Here is a 14,404-nt window from a genome sequence, read left to right on the forward strand (position 1 = left end):
TTGATAATGTATTACATAATACGTAATTACATAATATATTCAAGGATTTTTCCTTGATTATCTTTTTAATATTAAGATTGAATATTGGCTCATTATTCAATCTTATCGGCTAAAATCGCCCGAGATCCTCTCATCGGGCTGTAATGCCCCTTCATTGCGCCCTTGTCATGATCGATATTGACGACTACCTGCACGCTGCCACCCGTGACAACACGCGCCGCAGCTATCGCGCCGCCGTGCGTCACTTCGAAGTCGAATGGGGAGGCTTCCTGCCGGCCACGGCCGACAGTCTCTTGCGTTATCTGGCCCACCACGCCGGAAAACTGGCGCACAACACCCTCAAGCAGAGGATCTCGGCACTGGGGCAGTGGCATGTAGACCAAGGGTTTCCCGATCCGACCAAGGCACCCGTGGTGCGCAAGATGCTGCGCGGCATCCAGGAGCTGCACCCGACGCAGGAAAAGCGGGCCAAGCCCTTGCAACTGGCCGCCCTGGAACAAACCGTGGGCTATCTCGACCAGCAACGCGAACTGGCCCGCCAGCAGTCTCGTTTTACCGATCTGCTGCGCCATACGCGGGACAAGGCCCTGCTGCTGATCGGATTCTGGCGGGGCTTTCGCAGCGACGAACTGGCGCGCCTGGATATTGCCCGCATCGAGGCCGTGGCAGGCGAAGGCATGCGCATCCACCTGCCGCGCACCAAGACCGACCGCAACCTCAAGGGCAGCACCTACAAGACGCCGGCGCTCTCGCGGCTGTGTCCGGTGGCGGCCTATCTCGACTGGCTGGCAGTCAGCGGCCTGAGCAGCGGGCCGGTGATCCGCGGCATCGATCGCTGGGGCCGCATCAGCGAAGAGGCGATCCATGCGGTGAGCATCATTCCGCTATTGCGGCGGATCCTGAGTTCGGCCGGCATTGACGATGCCCATCTCTACAGCTCGCACTCACTGCGCCGCGGCTTTGCCAGCTGGGCCAGCGCCAACGGCTGGGAGATGCGCGCCCTCATGGAGTACGTGGGATGGAAAAACATTCATTCGGCGGCACGCTATGTGGAATCGCAAGACCCCTACCACCGCGCCATGCTGGAACGCCTGCTGCCGGAGCAGCCCGCCACATTGGGCACAGCAGATGAGGCTGACCTGCCATAGGATCAGCCCGCGTCAACGCAAGACGCACGGAAAGACTTACTCGCAGTCCGGATTGCCGTGCGTCTTGACGCACTGGCTGCGCGCGCAGGCGGCAATGACCTGGTTGCGGCCATATTCATTGATGTCGACTGTCACGTAGACAGGATATTGCTGATACTCGGTGCGCAGGATGTCCTGGCATACCGTATCGGTGCGATTGCCGTTGACCACCGAGCTGCAGCGGGTCTGTCCGGTCGGCACCTGGATGGCGCGGGTCCGCATCTCCATACGGGTCTGCTGGATGATCGGGTACTGCGCATAGGCCGCCGGAGCGCACTGGCTCTCCGTGGCGCGATAGGCTTCGGTGGCGCAGCCACCCAGCGCCAGCAGCAGGGCCAGCCACGGGAGTACGGCGTGGTTTTTCATCGAGAGGGTCTCATTGCTTGTTTGCCGGGCAGAGATTGTAGCCGCGCCGCACGGCCAACACCATCGACTCTCCCCTGCCTGATGATGGGAGTGAAATCGGCAAGCGCCTGCCGATGTTGTATGACATTCACACTCGCGCACTCTCAAATGAAGAGTTGGCAAGACATTCCGCGCAAGCTCGCCTATGCTGGGACCGCCGCATCCATGGCCGCCAGCGCCATCGACGGCCCCCATAAACAGATCAATATTCAGAGACAGAGACCTTCATGAACCGATTCCTGCGCATTGCCCTTGCCTCCACCTTGTTGTCGGCCGCCGTAGCCCAGGCTGCGGACCGCCTGCCGGTGATTCCGCCCGATCAGTACACGCCGGAACAGAAAAAAGCCGCCGATGAATTCCTCGCTGCGCGCAAGGTGCCTGTGTTCGGCCCCTTCGAACCCCTGATGCACAGTCCCCAGGTGATGACAGAGGCGCGCTCCATGGGCGACTATCTGCGTTACAAGTCGGCCATCGGCAACACCCTCAGCGAGCTGGTGATTCTGATCACGGCGCGCGAATGGACCCAGGATTACGAGTGGTACGTGCACTATCCCATCGCCATCAAGGCCGGTATCAAGCCGGAAGTGGCCGCCGCCATCGCCGACGGCCGCCGTCCGGAAGGCCTGAGCGAGGATGAACAGATCGTCTATGACTTTTCGCTCGAACTGCATCGCAACAAGCGTGTTTCCGACCAGACCTTTGCCCGCGCCGAAAAACGCTTCGGCAAAAAAGGCGTGGTCGATCTCACCGGCATCAATGCCTACTACACGCTGCTGGCCATGCAGATGAATGTCGCGCAATACCAGACACCCAAGGACGCCAAGCGACTGGTGCGATTCCCCGACTAAGAGAAAAAACGGCCTCCCACATGGGAGGCCGTTTTGCTTCAATACTGCCGGCGCCGGTCTGGAGAAGTCATTCCCAGGCCGTCTCAGGCACGATCCCCAGCGACTGGAACGCCGGTCTGGCAAACCAGTACCCCTGCATCAGGTCGATTCCCAGTGCCGCCAGATGATCGCGTTCGGCACGGGTCTCCACGCCCTCGGCCAGGATCTCGATGTCGAGCTCACGACAGATGGCGGCAATGCCGGCCACGATGGCCTGGCGCGGCTTGTCGGTATCAATGTTGCGGACCAGGTCCATGTCGATCTTGATCAGATCGGGCTGGTATTCGGCCAGCAGGTTCAGGCCCGCATAACCGGCACCGAAATCGTCGATGGCAGTGCGAAAACCGAAGCGGCTGTATTCCTTGAAGATGTTCACCAGATGCGGACGGTCGTCCACCCGCTCGCCTTCGGTCACCTCGAAGATGATGCGTTCGATCGGAAAATCATGTTTGCGCGCCGCCTTGAAGGTGCTCTGGATACAGACCTCCGGACGATAGACCGCATTGGGCAGGAAGTTGATCGACAGGAACTGCGTCATGCCCAGCTGCGCCGCCCCCTCCACGGCCTTGGTGCGACAAGCCTGGTCGAAACGATAGCGATTGCCGTCGTTGACCTGGGCCAGTACGGTATGGGCGGGCTCCCCCTGGGGGCCGCGCACCAGCGCTTCGTATGCGTACACCGAGCGCGTGGACAGGCGCACGATGGGCTGATAGGCATACTCGAATTCGATGTCCAGCGTGCCCTCCTCCGAGCAACCCTCGCAGGAGCGGCGCGCAGCGTCCTCTCCCGGGTTGGCATGGGAGGCTGGGAGTATGGGAATCATTCTCTCTCCGGCAATCATGGTTTGCAAAACGGCATCCATGCTACATCATCTCGCCAACGATACCAGAAGTTTCACAAAGCAATTGATCTCCAGCCCTCGCGCCGCCACTGCTCCAGGCCCTCTTGGCCAAAGCGCCAGAGGTGCAGCCAGCCGTGCTCCAGCAACTGCCGCACGATGGCATGGCGGGTGACGATGGCGTCGATGGCCTCGGCCGGGGCATCGATCACCACGGTCAGGCGCAGCGGCTCATGTATCCACTGCTGACCATCATGCAGGGACTGGCGCGACAGGCCGATGCGCAAATCTCCGCCATTGCCCTCGAACACGCCGATGGTGCCGCCCACCACGTTGTGCAGCAGCTTGTTGCCACTTCCCAGGCGCAGCGGGTCGCTGGTGGAGGCGTGGTACTGCCAGTTGATCCAGTGGGTCACCAGCATGGGTGCGGTCATCAGCAGCTCCAGTACGCTGCCGTCGTGATCCTGGCAGGCATCGTAGTCGTGCAGGAAGCAGCGTCCGCCCAGATCCAGGCCACGGCTGCGCGCGCGCGGCGCGATCAGGAAGGCGGCGTTGCCGGTCAGGCCCCACTCGGGACGCGTCTGGGCGCCGTCATTGGCGCGGCGACGCAATTGCTTGAGCAGCACCGGTGCGGCCTGGGTCGGATCCATGCCCAGCCGCAGCGCACGTTCACGGCGCACACGATCACCGGCCTCGGCCAGCACCGGTTGCAGGGCTTGCCAGCGCGACCGCGCGGCCGTCGGCAGCAGGTCCAGATCGAAGGCTTCGATTTCGTCAGTGGTGGTGTTGTGCAGGACGGCCAGGAAATGGCTCTCTTCAGGCAGGAAGATCTGCCGCTCCAGCAGGCCGCGTCGCACGTCGTGCTCGTTGAGCAGTTGCGCCAGCGTACGCGCGTTGACTTCGCCGGTCTGGCCACAGCAGGCCCCGCAATCCAGCGCCGCCGCGTGGGCGTTGTTGGCCGACTGGCTGCCATGTCCGACCAGTAGGACCAGCGGCGCCACCTGGCGGTCCAGTCCCATGGCGTGCAGGACGCGGGCGGCCAGCGCCACCTTGTCTTCCAGCGGGACGCCGACCAGTTGCGGCCGGCACAGATCGCGATACCGCGCCGGCAGCCCGGCCAGATCATCGCGCGCACGCTCGGCCTGACCCGGTCGCAGCCATTGCCACAAGCCACCCAGCGCCGTCACACCCGCCACCTCCACGAACGAAAACGCCGAACCCGGCCAGCGTGTGTTGCCCGACCACTGCTCTCTGAAGGCCAGCGTCTTGCGCCGCGCCCGTGCCACGGCGCTGGCCAGCACGCCGCCGTCGGCGGTTGCAGCGGCCGGCATGAACACATCCTGCACCTGATAGGCCGGAGCCAGCAGGCCCGGCAACTGCGGGCGACTGGCCTCGGTCGCCAGCGGCGTATAGGCCACCGGCAGGCCAAAGAAACCGGCAAAGCCCAGCGTCTGCATGCCCGGATGCACGGCCTCCAGTGCCCGCCGCAAGGGTTCGCTGCGCACGTCGATGCAGAAGGCGGCCTGCACCTCCACCGTGGGCGTGCCGCCGGCATCCTGCTGTAGCAAGGCGGCCGCCAGTTTGCGCTGGTAGCCGGCCTCCAGCGCGACCTGCCACAGTTCATCGACCAGCAGATCCTGGCGAACCTGCTCCAGCCGTTCCTGCGAACGTGCCCAGGCCTGCTGTACGGTATGGAAGGCGTGGCTGGCGGCTTCATCATCCTTGCACTCCAGCAGCAAGGCACCCCACGCCATGCGAATGGCCAGCAGCTCACGCAGGTGCTCGTCGCTGCCGCCTTCCAGTTTGGCCTGCCAGCCCAGATAGGCACACCAGGAGGCCCAGCCATTGACAGTCAGCAGTACCGACTCCAGGTAATCGGCCCAGACCTCGGGTGGCAGGTCCATGTGCCGCATGACCCACCGTTCGGCCTCGCGTGCACAGGCAGGCAAGGTACGGATGCCCTCGGCAATATGCGGCAGGCCCATGAGCAGGCCGATACCGTGGTCGTGCTCCAGCGTCTCGCGCCAGAAGGCGTACAGGCCCATGCCGCGCTCGGGCTGCCAGTCGGCCTGGTGGCGGTCGAAATAGGCGGCGCAGGTCTGGCTGACCTGGTGCGTGATGGCCTGCCGCCAGGAGAGCCGGGTATGGCGCTGGGGGTCGTTGTCCAGCACATCGATGAGCAGCGGCAGGCGTGGCACCGGGCTGGCCGAGGCCAGTACGGCAAGACAGTGGGCGACGTCGAAGCCACGCTCCTGGGCCTCGATGGACTGCGCCAGCGCGTACTCCAGGTCGGCCTGCGTGACACGGCCCTGGTCCCAGGCCTGCTGCAGTTGATCCTTCGGCGGAAACACCTGGATGCCGCCCAGCAGCGCCATGCGCGCCGCCACCTGGCGCAGCGGCATGCCGACCCGTGACCAGTGCGGATTGACCGCAATGGCGCGATCCAGCGGCCAGGCCGGAGCGATGGCGCCGCAGGCATCCTGGCAGGCTTGCTGCAGCTGTTGCTCCAGTTCAGCGTTCCAGGCGGCGACCGGCATGGTGGCCTGCGCCTGGCGATGTTGGACAAATTGGTTCATGCAGATTCTCCGGTGAGTCGGGTTCAGCCCTGGCCACGGCCATCGCTGGCAAGATTGTTCACTTGTTGCCCGGTGGCGGCCCGGCGGGCGCTGGGTGCCCAGTTGGAGGGCCAGAGTTGCAAGGCCAGCCGGGTGTAGGCTTCATCCAGATAGAAGCCGGCGTAGCTGCGACGGCGCCAGGCGGCCATGGCCTGCGGCGCCAGTTGCAACAGACCCATGCAGACATACAGGGCCAGCATCGCCAGCAGCGCCGTCACGCCAAACACGGCGCGCGGGTAATCGTTGATATGCAGCGGCAGCAGGTGGGCCAGCAGCGCGGCCAGGGTCAGCCCGGCGGCCCCCAGCAGGCCCAGCAGCCAGCCGCGCACCCGACCACTGCCCTTGGCCGTGGAGTACCACAGCAGCGGTGCCCAGGCCAGCCCGAGTATGCTGCTCCACCACCACGGCCAGGCGGCATGCGGGCTCAAGCTGTGCAGGCCCAGCACCAGGGCGATACTGACCACGGGTGCCAGGATCACGCTCCAGGTCGACGGAGTCGCGGCGCTGTAAAGGGCCGACAGGCGGGTCTCCCGCACCACCGAGGAAGCCGACAGAAAGGCATGCGCCTTGTAGAGCGAGTGACCGATCAGGTGCAACGCAGCGAACAGGTACAGGCCGGCCGCGCATTCCAGCAACATGAATCCCATCTGCGCCACGGTCGACCAGGCCAGCTTGACCTTGATACTGATGCGGGTGAGCATTACCAGCCCGGCCAACAGAACGGTGCCGGCGCTGACGATGAGCAGCACGGCGCGCGCGGCGACGGCCTGCTCCAGCAGGGGCGCAAAGCGCACCAGCACGAATCCGCCCAGGTTGACCACGCCCGCATGCAGCAAGGCCGATACCGGGGTGGGCGCCTCCATCACCTGGATCAGCCAGCCGTGCACCGGCAGCAAGGCCGTGCGCAGGATCACCGCCAGGGTCAGGCACAGTGCGCTCATCTGCAAGGCGCTCGACATGCCGTGCTGGTCCAGGTACAGCCACAAGTCCGAGAACGAGCCGCTGCCCACGCTCGCCCAGGCCAGTGCAGCGGCGGCGATCAGCAGGCAGTCGGCGATACGGTCGGCAATGCTCTTCTTGTAGGAGGCCAGCCGTGCAAACGGACGGTCCGGATAGAAACACAGCAAGCGTTGCAAGGCCAGGCCGACCACTGCCCAGGCGGCGATGAGCACCACCCAGTGATCGGCCAGCAGCAGCAGGTGCACGGCCGTGAGCACCAGCGCCAGGGCGGCGGCATATTGACGCTGCCCCTGCTCGCCTTGCAGATAGCGCGCGGAGAAGCTGCCGATCACCGTGCCCAGTCCCTGCACCAGCAGGGCCAGCACCAGCCCCAGCGTGGTCGGGTGCAATACGCCCGGCCAGGGCGCGCCAGCGCGGCCCGCCACCAGATTGAACAAGGCCGACAGCAAGGCCAGCAGGGACAGCAACCGGAACAGCGTCCAGACGCGTGGCGGCGCCAGCCGGGACAGGCCCAGCACCAGGGCGGCGGCCATCGTCAGTGCGGGCGGTGCCCAGGCACTGCAGGAGATCAGCGGGATGGTCGTCATGACAAGCAACCTCATGAATTGGAATGCCATCATGATGCTTGCCATCGATCGTTCTGTAAATTACATTTATGAGAACAAATTCATTCACAAATAAGAACGATGCGCCTAGAACAGCTTAACTTTCATCATCTGCGCTATTTCTGGCGGGTTGCCAAGCTCGGCCATCTCACCCGGGCGGCGGAAGAGCTTCATACTTCGCAGTCGGCCGTATCGGCCCAGATTCGGCAGCTGGAGAAGCAGCTGGATGAAGATCTCTTCATCCGTGAAGGTCGCCGCCTGAGCTTGACCGATACCGGGCAGTTGGTGTTCAACTATGCCGACAACATCTTTGGCCTCAGCCAGGAAATGCTGGGCCGGCTGGAGGGGCGCTCGGCCGGCGTAACGCGTCTGCGGGTGGGCAGCGTGGCCACGCTGTCGCGTAACTATCAGGAAAACTGGATCCGGCCCATGCTCTCGGATCCCTCGGTCTCCCTGACGCTGGAGTCGGGCTTGCTGGAGGGCTTGCTGGAACGACTCATGCAGCACCAGCTTGATGTGGTGCTGGCCAACGAAACCGTCCCCTCCGATCCCGACCGGCCGCTGCACTGCCGCTTCCTGGGCAGCCAGGCGGTCTCGGTGGTGGGGCCGGCGCATCGCTGGGAAGCCCGCAGCCTGCGTATTCCGCAGGATCTGGAAGGGGTCGACATGGCTCTGCCCGGTCCGCGCCACGCCTTGCGCATGCAGTTCGATGCGCTGTGCATTTCCAACGATGTGCGCCCGCGCATGCGCGCCGAGGTCGATGACATGGCCATGCTGCGTCTGATCGCCCGTGACAGCGGCTGGCTCACGGTGCTGCCCGAGGTCGTGGTACAGGACGAGTTGCGCAATGGCACCCTGGTGGTAGCCGGCCAGACCAGCGAGCTGGTGGAAAGCTTCTTCGCCATCACCACCCCCCATCATCACTACGACGAATTGCTGGACCGGCTCCTGGCCGGCGGCCCGCATTCTGCCTGAGGCTGCCTGAACATCTCGGGCATGCCTGGCCGCCCGCCGGTTACCACTCAGCAATAAATGTTACTAATGGGTAGAATGGAAAGCATAGTAGCGACTATATGCAATCTAATGCCATTATTGACAAGCTGGTAATGGCGTACACTTTGGCAACTCAGGAGCAAGTGCTGTCGAGCTTGCTGCTTCACCATAAGAAACCCGGCGGGCAGGATGAGGAAGGCACTTTTCAGGTATCGCGACGAGCTGGTCAGAATAGAGCTCAAGTGTCCGAGTGACACCGGCAGCGGCTGGACCTGGGATCTCTACATCAACGGCAAGCTGCAATTCTGCGGTGAGGATGCTCCTTTTGCCTTTGCCGAAGAAGCCATGGCCGCCGCCAAGCAGGCCAGCCGGCACCTGATCGACCTGCTGCACGCCGCCTCCTGAGCCGCGCTCACTGGCCGCCCGACCTTTTCCCTTTTTCTTCACTTGCGCTTGTGCTTCGGCTTGCAATTGCCATGCGGTTCATATATTATACATTTCAATATATTATTCAAAAGCATATTGAATCCCATGACCACCTCTTCCCCGCTGCAAGCCGAGCAGATGCGCCGTGCCGCCGGCCAGGCCGTGGCTGCGCTCAAGGTGCTCGCCAATGAAGACCGGCTGCTGCTGATGTGCCAGCTCTCGCAAACCGAAATGTGCGTGAGCGAGCTGGAGGAAGCACTCGACATCCGCCAGCCCACCCTGTCGCAGCAACTCGGTGTCTTGCGCAATGAAGGCGTGGTCAGTACGCGGCGGGAAGGCAAGCGCGTGTATTACCGTGTCGCCGATCCCAGGCTGCTGGAGATGCTGGGCCTGATGTATCAACTTTATTGCCCGAAGGAATGACCATGGAGATTGCCTGGAATAGCTTCACCCCTGCTGCCGCCTTGGGCGGTGGCCTGCTGATCGGACTGGCCGCGAGCGTGCTGGTCCTGTGCAATGGCCGCATCGCCGGGATCAGCGGCATCGTGGCGGGGCTGCTGCCACCGCAGGCAGCGGACCGTGCCTGGCGCCTGCTGTTCGTACTGGGCTTGCTGCTGGCACCGGTCCTGTATGCGCTCATACACGCCCTGCCCGCCCTGCGCATTGATGCCGGCTATGCGGAAATCATTCTGGCCGGCTTGCTGGTCGGCGTAGGCACCCGCTACGGCGCCGGCTGCACCAGCGGTCATGGCGTGTGCGGGCTGTCGCGCCTGTCGCCGCGCTCGGCGGTGGCCACGGCCTGCTTCATGGGCGCCGGTTTCCTGAGCGTCTATCTGCTGCGTCACGTACTGGATCTGCAAGGAGCGCTGCCATGAATTTCCTGCGCATGTTGGCCGCGCTGGTCGCGGGTCTGTTGTTTGGCCTGGGTCTGATCGTCTCCGGCATGGCCGATCCGGCCAAGGTATTGGGTTTTCTGGACCTGGCGGGTCATTGGGATCCCTCGCTGGCCCTGGTGATGGCCGGCGCCATCGCCATCGGCATGCCCGCCTTCACCTTGGCGCGCCGCCGCTCACGCGCCTGGCTGGATGCCCCCATGCAGTTGCCTGCCACGCGCACGATCGACCGTCGGTTGGTGCTGGGCAGCCTGCTCTTCGGTGTCGGCTGGGGTATCGCCGGCATTTGCCCGGGACCGGCGCTGGTCTTGCTGGGCATGGCGTCGGGCAAGGGGCTGATATTCGTGCTGGCCATGCTGGCGGGCATGCTGCTGTTCGGCCGGATCGAGGGTTTCAGGGCGAAATGAAGCTGGATGCAGGCGGATGCCGTCAATAGCGGCACTTGCCGCCCCTGCCCGGTTGGAATATGAAGAAATTTCACCAGGAATGGCCATGGACAATCGGCACGTCGCTGGCCGCGTCGACCTGGCCGCCTGCATCAGATTACGCGCGATGGACCGTGACCGCAATGGGCGGTGGCTGCAAAGCGAATCCGGCCCGCCCCGGCCACAATGGCTGCCGGGCAAATACGAATTGCCCTCATTTTCGCTAATTGTCGTGGCCTTTGCGTCAGTGCGGCCCTAGAATCTGCGCCATTCTGCAACCTCGCAATTGAAGTGCCATGGCCAAATTCCATCTCGAACATCACAAGGTCGACGCCATCTCCTGGCTGCGCGCCGCCGTCCTCGGTGCCAACGACGGCATTGTCTCCACTGCCAGCCTGCTGGTGGGCGTGGTGGCGGCCAGTGCATCGCATGAGAACGTACTACTCACCGGCGTAGCCGGGCTGGTGGCGGGGGCCATGTCGATGGCCACCGGAGAATACGTATCCGTCCATTCGCAGGCCGACAGCGAGCATGCGGCCCTGAGCCAGGAGCGCGAGGAACTGGCGACCGATCCGGAAGGCGAGCATCGGGAGCTGATGGGCATCTACATGCGGCGGGGGCTGAACCAGGAAACCGCGCATCAGGTCGCTACCCAGTTGATGGCCCACGATGCGCTGGATGCGCATGCGCGTGATGAGCTGGGCATTTCCGAAACCACGGCGGCGCGGCCAGTGCAGGCGGCCGTGGTGTCGGCCTTGAGCTTTGCGGCCGGTGCGGCCTTGCCGCTGGCGGTGGTGCTGCTGGCGCCGGCGGCCAGCCTGTTGCCGGCCATTGTGATTGCGGCCCTGCTGTCGCTGGCGGTACTGGGCGCGGTTGCCGCCAAAACAGGCGGTGCCAATCTGTGGAAGGGCGCTTTGCGCGTGAGTCTGTGGAGCTCGCTGGCCATGGGCTGTACGGCCGCCATCGGGTCTTTCTTTGGCGCTGCAGTCTAGGGCCTGTGGTGGCCTACAGCCAACCCAGCCATTGCCCCCACAGCAGCTGACCCAGATAGCGTGACGGCAGCAAGGTGAACGCGCCCGCCACCAGGCAGGCTCCAATGTAGACCCGCTGCATGGTGCGCCGATGCAGCGCGATATCGCCGCGCAGCACCGCCGAGAGCCCACGGTAGAGCAGGAAAGTCGTAGCTGGCACCAGCAGATGCAGCGGCGTGTATCCCGCGATGTTGGGCAGGTCATGCGAACGGATGAAGAGTGCCGAGAGGACCGTGATGGCCATGCAGCTGAACCAGGCATAGCCCAGGATACGGTGCCATCGTGGCCGCGCCGTGCGGCCCAGCCGGACCCAGAAGGCGAAGGGGCCCATGACGACGGCAGCGAGCGCGACGCTCAGGTGGAGTGCAATGAGGGGTGTAAGGGACATGACAGGCTTTCAGCGGATCGGTGGAGCGATTCTGCTGAGGCCGCTGGCAGGACGATAGCGGGATGCGACGAAATGCAGAGGGAATGCCGCAGAATGCAGCGTCAGTGCCAGCTTGTAGCGATGACGGTAGCCAAGGCCGTCTGATAGCCGGGTGTTAAAGTCGTCCTGCCAGTGCGGCAAAAGTCCGGGAGGATGTCTACCAATTCGGGATTGTCAATCACGACATAGCACACGGACGCGAACCCGATGCTCAACACCGCCAGCAGTCCAAACACGATCAGGACCATAACCCCCTCCTTCATGCGATCTGCATCATCTGAGCTGTTTGCATGGATCAGAGGCGCTGAGTCCGCAATGACGAAGGTGACGCCAGCGCAGCCTTTCCGACAACTCTGCTCCGGGACGACGCTGGCGCACATCAGACCAACGATGACAGAGTGCCGATGATTGCTCAAGAATGAGAAGCCTGCCTCTCAAGATGGAGAACAAGCCTTCATGTTTCGAAATTATTTAGATCATTTTTTAATGGCTGACCATTTCGTTGTGCCAGCCGTACCAACACCCGTCGGAGACGGTCTTGCCGTGAGGGGCAATCAGTGCTGCGCAGAGCCATCGTCCCCGATCAGCTCCTTCACCCTGCGCGCCAGCACATCGGCCGCAAACGGCTTGGTCAGCACCTGCATGCCGCGCTCAAGATGCCCATGATTGAGCACCGCATTCTCGGCATAGCCGGTCACGAACAAGACGGGTAATTCCGGACGTGGCGCACGGATGGCATCGGCCAGTTGTCGACCGTTCATGCCGTTGGGGAGCCCCACATCGGTGACCAGCAAATCCAGCTCGGGATAGGCGGCCAATACGCGCAAGGCCGAGGGGCCATCTTCGGCCTCCATGACGCTGTATCCCAGGTCGCTCAGGACCTCCACCGTCACCATGCGCACCAGCGGTTCATCATCGACTACCAGGATGGTCTTGCTGCCAGGCGCAGCCGCAGCACTGCTGTCCTCGGGCAGCGGCAGATCGTCGTCCCCGGCCTGGCCCACGTAACGCGGAAGATAGATGCACAAGGTGGCGCCCTGCCCCAGCTCGGAGTAGATGCGTACGGCGCCGCCAGACTGGCCGGCAAAACCATACACCATCGACAGCCCCAGCCCCGTGCCCTGCCCGGTCGGCTTGGTGGTGAAGAAAGGATCGAAGGCGCGCGCTACCACGTCCGGCGACATGCCGGTGCCGGTATCACTCACGCACAGCGACACGTATTGCCCCGGTGCCACACCGCGCTGCATGGCGGCGATGTCGTCGAGCCAGCGGTTGGCGGTCTCGATGGTCAGCCGCCCGCCATGCGGCATGGCGTCGCGGGCATTGATGCACAGGTTGAGCAAGGCATTCTCAAGTTGACCAATGTCGACGAAGGTATTCCAGAGACCGCCGGCGGCGATGGTTTCGACCGTGATGGCCGGGCCGACGCTGCGGCCGATCAGCTCGTGCATGTCGGCCACGATCCGGTTCAGATCGGCCGACTTGGGATCGAGCGTCTGCCGCCGCGAGAAGGCCAGCAGCCGTTGCGTCAAGGCCGCCGCGCGCTTGACGGCGGACTGCGCACCATTGAGGTGGCGCTCGATGTCGGAAATGCGGCCTTGGGCCAGCCGCACTTTCATCAATTCAAGACTGCCGCTGATGCCGGCCAGGATGTTGTTGAAGTCATGCGCCAGCCCGCCGGTGAGCTGCCCCACGGCCTCCATCTTCTGCGCCTGACGCAGGGCTTCCTCGGCCTCCAGCAAGGCAGTGGTGCGCTCCTGCACGCGTTGTTCGAGGGTGTCGTTGAGGGCGCGCAGCGCGGCCAGGGCACGGTCGCGTTCGGCTTCCACCGCACGCCGCCCCTCGATGTCGATCAGTACGCCCGGGAAGGTGCTGGCCTGGCCATCCGGCATCAGTTCCACCCGGCCATTGGCTTCCAGCCAGTAGTAACGGCCATCGCGCCGGCGGGTGCGGTATTGGTGGGCATAGGCACCACCGCGTGCCAGGGCTTCGCGGATGCGGGTGGAAAGCAATTCGCGGTCATCCGGATGGACCGACTGCATGAGGTCGTCCAGTTTCAGACCGGTCAGGCCCTTTTCCGGCGGCACGCCGAAGGCCGCTGCAAAGCCCTCATCCACGTTGAAACGATCCGAAGGGATATCCCAGATCCAGGTACCAATGATCGCCCCTGCTTCCATGGCCAGCTGCACACGCTGAACGTTTTCTCGCAGGGCGGCTTCGGTGCGGCGGCGTGCGGTAATGTCACGGAACAACACCGAGACCTGGCGCATCTCCACCGGCCCCACTCGGGTGGCCGAGACTTCGATGTGGCGGCCCACGGCCTGGAATTCCTGTTCGAAACGCAGCGGCTGGCCTGTCAGCAGGACCTGGCCATAGACATCCAGCCAGACCTGGGCATTGTCCGGTTCGATTTCCCGCAGGCGCTTGCCGACGATGCCCTCAATACCGGTATGCCGGTAATAACCCGAGTTGGCTTCGATGTGCACATAGTCACTGAGCGGCCCATGCGGACCATCGATGAATTCGATGATGCAGAAACCGTCATCGATCGCCTCCAGCAAGGCGTGTCGATACGCTCTGCTCAGGGGAGAATTGCCTTCCATTGCTGCTTGCTGATCCAAGATAACGCCCTTCCTCGTCGCACCGGTCTGATTGAGCGTCCTCCGCCAACACGGCTGCGTGATCACGGTAGAGCTTGTCGGCATCTTGATG

General features: G+C 63.6%; 15 protein-coding genes. 8 read left to right on the plus strand and 7 right to left on the minus strand.

From position 1 onward, the window contains the following. The first annotated feature begins 167 nt into the window (after nt 1-167). Nucleotides 168-1,148 carry a site-specific integrase gene (locus ACODSZ_RS06255; RefSeq protein WP_488927272.1) on the plus strand — a complete coding sequence of 327 codons (981 nt, stop codon included), beginning with the start codon at nt 168-170 and terminating at the stop codon, nt 1,146-1,148. Nucleotides 1,149-1,184: 36 nt separating this feature from the next. On the opposite strand, the gene ACODSZ_RS06260 is transcribed toward ACODSZ_RS06255, so the two are convergent. Further along, nucleotides 1,185-1,553: a hypothetical protein gene (locus ACODSZ_RS06260; protein ID WP_008328727.1), complete on the minus strand. Its 369-nt coding sequence runs from the start codon at nt 1,551-1,553 to the stop codon at nt 1,185-1,187. Nucleotides 1,554-1,819: 266 nt separating this feature from the next. Between ACODSZ_RS06260 and ACODSZ_RS06265 the strand changes: the two genes are divergently transcribed. Next, nucleotides 1,820-2,440: a carboxymuconolactone decarboxylase family protein gene (locus ACODSZ_RS06265; RefSeq protein WP_008328726.1), complete on the plus strand. Its 621-nt coding sequence runs from the start codon at nt 1,820-1,822 to the stop codon at nt 2,438-2,440. Between the two features lie 67 nt (nt 2,441-2,507). Here the strand turns inward: ACODSZ_RS06265 and ACODSZ_RS06270 are convergent, their stop codons facing one another. From ACODSZ_RS06270 to ACODSZ_RS06280, 3 genes are all read right to left on the minus strand, one after another. Beyond that, a complete protein-coding gene (locus ACODSZ_RS06270; protein ID WP_175342587.1) occupies nt 2,508-3,302 on the minus strand; it encodes an EAL domain-containing protein in 795 nt (264 codons plus the stop codon). Between the two features lie 71 nt (nt 3,303-3,373). Then, a complete protein-coding gene (locus ACODSZ_RS06275) occupies nt 3,374-5,854 on the minus strand; it encodes a YbcC family protein (RefSeq protein ID WP_488927359.1) in 2,481 nt (826 codons plus the stop codon). 62 nt (nt 5,855-5,916) lie between these two features. Continuing rightward, nucleotides 5,917-7,479, minus strand: coding sequence for an NADH-quinone oxidoreductase subunit L (locus ACODSZ_RS06280; protein WP_488927273.1), 1,563 nt, complete (start codon nt 7,477-7,479; stop codon nt 5,917-5,919). A 99-nt stretch (nt 7,480-7,578) separates the two neighbouring features. Here ACODSZ_RS06280 and ACODSZ_RS06285 point away from each other — a divergent pair, with 99 nt between their 5' ends. From ACODSZ_RS06285 to ACODSZ_RS06310, 6 genes are all read left to right on the plus strand, one after another. Then, complete coding sequence (locus ACODSZ_RS06285) at nt 7,579-8,472, plus strand: LysR family transcriptional regulator (protein ID WP_008328721.1); 894 nt, start codon at nt 7,579-7,581, stop codon at nt 8,470-8,472. Between the two features lie 207 nt (nt 8,473-8,679). Next, the gene (locus ACODSZ_RS06290) at nt 8,680-8,895 is read left to right on the plus strand and encodes a hypothetical protein (protein ID WP_008328720.1); all 216 of its coding nucleotides are present in this window, start codon (nt 8,680-8,682) and stop codon (nt 8,893-8,895) included. A 126-nt stretch (nt 8,896-9,021) separates the two neighbouring features. Beyond that, nucleotides 9,022-9,339: an ArsR/SmtB family transcription factor gene (locus ACODSZ_RS06295; RefSeq protein WP_008328717.1), complete on the plus strand. Its 318-nt coding sequence runs from the start codon at nt 9,022-9,024 to the stop codon at nt 9,337-9,339. 2 nt (nt 9,340-9,341) lie between these two features. After that, the gene (locus ACODSZ_RS06300; RefSeq protein WP_008328707.1) at nt 9,342-9,791 is read left to right on the plus strand and encodes a YeeE/YedE family protein; all 450 of its coding nucleotides are present in this window, start codon (nt 9,342-9,344) and stop codon (nt 9,789-9,791) included. Beyond that, nucleotides 9,788-10,216, plus strand: coding sequence for a YeeE/YedE family protein (locus tag ACODSZ_RS06305; protein ID WP_175342584.1), 429 nt, complete (start codon nt 9,788-9,790; stop codon nt 10,214-10,216). The genes ACODSZ_RS06300 and ACODSZ_RS06305 overlap by 4 nt, the downstream gene beginning before the upstream one ends. A 314-nt stretch (nt 10,217-10,530) precedes the next feature. Continuing rightward, on the plus strand, nt 10,531-11,226 hold the full coding sequence (locus tag ACODSZ_RS06310) for a VIT1/CCC1 transporter family protein (protein ID WP_008328702.1): 696 nt from the start codon (nt 10,531-10,533) through the stop codon (nt 11,224-11,226). 13 nt (nt 11,227-11,239) lie between these two features. Here ACODSZ_RS06310 and ACODSZ_RS06315 read toward each other — a convergent pair whose 3' ends face one another. The 3 genes from ACODSZ_RS06315 to ACODSZ_RS06325 all read right to left on the minus strand — a co-directional run bounded on the left by ACODSZ_RS06315 (nt 11,240) and on the right by ACODSZ_RS06325 (nt 14,295). Further along, nucleotides 11,240-11,653, minus strand: coding sequence for a DUF2306 domain-containing protein (locus ACODSZ_RS06315; protein WP_488927274.1), 414 nt, complete (start codon nt 11,651-11,653; stop codon nt 11,240-11,242). Between the two features lie 101 nt (nt 11,654-11,754). Next, nucleotides 11,755-11,940 carry a hypothetical protein gene (locus ACODSZ_RS06320; protein WP_217509770.1) on the minus strand — a complete coding sequence of 62 codons (186 nt, stop codon included), beginning with the start codon at nt 11,938-11,940 and terminating at the stop codon, nt 11,755-11,757. 306 nt (nt 11,941-12,246) lie between these two features. Continuing rightward, nucleotides 12,247-14,295, minus strand: coding sequence for a response regulator (locus ACODSZ_RS06325; RefSeq protein ID WP_175342583.1), 2,049 nt, complete (start codon nt 14,293-14,295; stop codon nt 12,247-12,249). Nucleotides 14,296-14,404: the final 109 nt, after the last annotated feature.

It is taken from the genome of Herbaspirillum sp. FG34, from assembly GCF_057809315.1.

What these genes read in the sequence shown, in the direction of transcription:
- ACODSZ_RS06315 (WP_488927274.1), bottom strand. Translation starts at nt 11,653, where the DNA reads ATGTCCCTTACACCCCTCATTGCACTCCACCTGAGCGTCGCGCTCGCT.
- ACODSZ_RS06290 (WP_008328720.1), top strand. Translation starts at nt 8,680, where the DNA reads ATGAGGAAGGCACTTTTCAGGTATCGCGACGAGCTGGTCAGAATAGAG.
- ACODSZ_RS06305 (WP_175342584.1), top strand. Translation starts at nt 9,788, where the DNA reads ATGAATTTCCTGCGCATGTTGGCCGCGCTGGTCGCGGGTCTGTTGTTT.
- ACODSZ_RS06255 (WP_488927272.1), top strand. Translation starts at nt 168, where the DNA reads ATGATCGATATTGACGACTACCTGCACGCTGCCACCCGTGACAACACG.
- ACODSZ_RS06310 (WP_008328702.1), top strand. Translation starts at nt 10,531, where the DNA reads ATGGCCAAATTCCATCTCGAACATCACAAGGTCGACGCCATCTCCTGG.
- ACODSZ_RS06285 (WP_008328721.1), top strand. Translation starts at nt 7,579, where the DNA reads ATGCGCCTAGAACAGCTTAACTTTCATCATCTGCGCTATTTCTGGCGG.
- ACODSZ_RS06265 (WP_008328726.1), top strand. Translation starts at nt 1,820, where the DNA reads ATGAACCGATTCCTGCGCATTGCCCTTGCCTCCACCTTGTTGTCGGCC.
- ACODSZ_RS06295 (WP_008328717.1), top strand. Translation starts at nt 9,022, where the DNA reads ATGACCACCTCTTCCCCGCTGCAAGCCGAGCAGATGCGCCGTGCCGCC.
- ACODSZ_RS06300 (WP_008328707.1), top strand. Translation starts at nt 9,342, where the DNA reads ATGGAGATTGCCTGGAATAGCTTCACCCCTGCTGCCGCCTTGGGCGGT.
- ACODSZ_RS06325 (WP_175342583.1), bottom strand. Translation starts at nt 14,295, where the DNA reads ATGGAAGGCAATTCTCCCCTGAGCAGAGCGTATCGACACGCCTTGCTG.
- ACODSZ_RS06280 (WP_488927273.1), bottom strand. Translation starts at nt 7,479, where the DNA reads ATGACGACCATCCCGCTGATCTCCTGCAGTGCCTGGGCACCGCCCGCA.
- ACODSZ_RS06260 (WP_008328727.1), bottom strand. Translation starts at nt 1,553, where the DNA reads ATGAAAAACCACGCCGTACTCCCGTGGCTGGCCCTGCTGCTGGCGCTG.
- ACODSZ_RS06275 (WP_488927359.1), bottom strand. Translation starts at nt 5,854, where the DNA reads ATGCCGGTCGCCGCCTGGAACGCTGAACTGGAGCAACAGCTGCAGCAA.
- ACODSZ_RS06320 (WP_217509770.1), bottom strand. Translation starts at nt 11,940, where the DNA reads ATGGTCCTGATCGTGTTTGGACTGCTGGCGGTGTTGAGCATCGGGTTC.
- ACODSZ_RS06270 (WP_175342587.1), bottom strand. Translation starts at nt 3,302, where the DNA reads ATGATTCCCATACTCCCAGCCTCCCATGCCAACCCGGGAGAGGACGCT.